We start from the raw sequence: 1,538 nt of genomic DNA, 5'->3' as shown, positions 1-1,538 counted from the left end.
TTGAAGAAGCTATTACCTCCCTATTCGATGTCAGTGAAAGAAGTGTCGGAAGAGGAAGGAATTAGCACTGCGACCCTGTATCATTGGCGCCAGCAACTCAGAGGTTCAGGAGCCGCCGTGCCAAATAGCAACACTTCATCAGAGCAGTGGTCTGCTCAAACTAAACTCGCCATTGTTGCCGAGACTTACTCGATGACCGAAAGTGAACTCAGCCAATATTGTCGTGAAAAAGGTCTTTTCCCTGAACAAATCCAAAGTTGGCGCATCGAATGTATGCAAGGGTTTAAGTCGAGTAAAGAGCAGGAAGCTGAAGCAAAGAAGCAGGCTAAAGCTGACAAACTTGAAATCAAAGATTTGAAGAAAGATTTACGACTCAAAGAAAAAGCACTCGCTGAAACGGCTGCCCTCTTGGTACTAAGAAAAAAGCTGAGAGCCTTTTACGGGGAAGAGCCAGAGGACGACTAACCTCAACCGATGAAAGGCAGACCATAGTGACTCTAATCCTTGAAGCGAAGCAATGCGGATGCCGTTTACAGCTAGCTTGCCATGAAGTTCAAATTGACTTGAGAACCTATCGTCGCTGGTATCAGCAAGGAGAAGTTCAAGCTGACAAAAGGCCAATATGCATCAGACCTGAGCCTGCTAACAAGCTGTCTCAGGAAGAGCGTGATGCGATTGTCGAGGTGTGTAACCGCTCTGAGTTCGCAAGCTTGCCTCCAACTCAAATCGTCCCGACACTGCTTGATAGAGGTGAGTATATCGCCTCTGAGTCGAGCTACTATCGAGTACTGAGTACGCAGGGGCAACTTCACAAGCGAGGTCGTCAGCGGAGCAGACAGAAGCAAGCGAAGCCAACCAGTTACACAGCGACGGACTCAAACCAAGTCTATACGTGGGATATCACTTACTTACCTTCAAAGGTTCGAGGCCAACACTATTACCTGTATGTCATTGAGGACATCTACAGTCGAAAAATTGTTGGTTATGAAGTGTATGAGCATGAATGCGGTGAGCTAGCGTCACAACTTCTGCAACGAACGTTGATGCGAGAGCAGTGCTTCAATCAAGCACTGGTTCTTCACTCAGATAATGGTGCGCCGATGAAGTCGTTGACGTTCAAAGCAAAAATGGAAGAGTTAGGTATTACTTCATCGTATAGTCGCCCAAGAGTCAGTGATGATAACCCGTATGTTGAGTCATTGTTCCGCACGGTAAAGTACATGCCAAGCTGGCCAACAAAGGGCTTTGAAACAATCGACAGTAGTCGAAGTTGGGTTGAAGCCTTCGTACGCTGGTACAACACGGAGCACAAGCACAGTAAGCTGAATTATGTCACGCCTTCAGAGCGTCACAATGGAAAAGATAAAGAGATCTTGAAGCGCCGAGCGGAGGTACTACTCGCTGCAAAAGAGCTAAACCCTGAACGCTGGCCTGGTGATATCAGAAACTGTGAACCTGTTGGTGACGTTCACCTAAATCCAGAAAGAGAAGCTGCTTAATAAGTAAGCAAATGATGACAACTACCTTGAAAAACACCG

The 1,538-nt window shown here is 46.7% G+C and carries 1 protein-coding gene; it reads left to right on the top strand.

The features are described from left to right. A protein-coding gene (locus tag AB4486_RS21025; protein WP_372118500.1) for an IS3 family transposase occupies window positions 1–1,499 on the top strand; the annotation gives its coding sequence in 2 pieces (ribosomal slippage) (window positions 1–418 and window positions 418–1,499; 1,500 coding nt annotated over the 2 pieces). This gene is flagged as partial in the annotation. Between the last annotated feature and the right edge of the window lie 39 nt (window positions 1,500–1,538).

Origin of the sequence: Vibrio sp. 10N.222.55.C6, from assembly GCF_041473395.1 — a bacterium.
Lineage (GTDB): Bacteria > Pseudomonadota > Gammaproteobacteria > Enterobacterales > Vibrionaceae > Vibrio > Vibrio crassostreae_C.
This window is presented reverse-complemented; position numbering and strand designations above follow the sequence as displayed.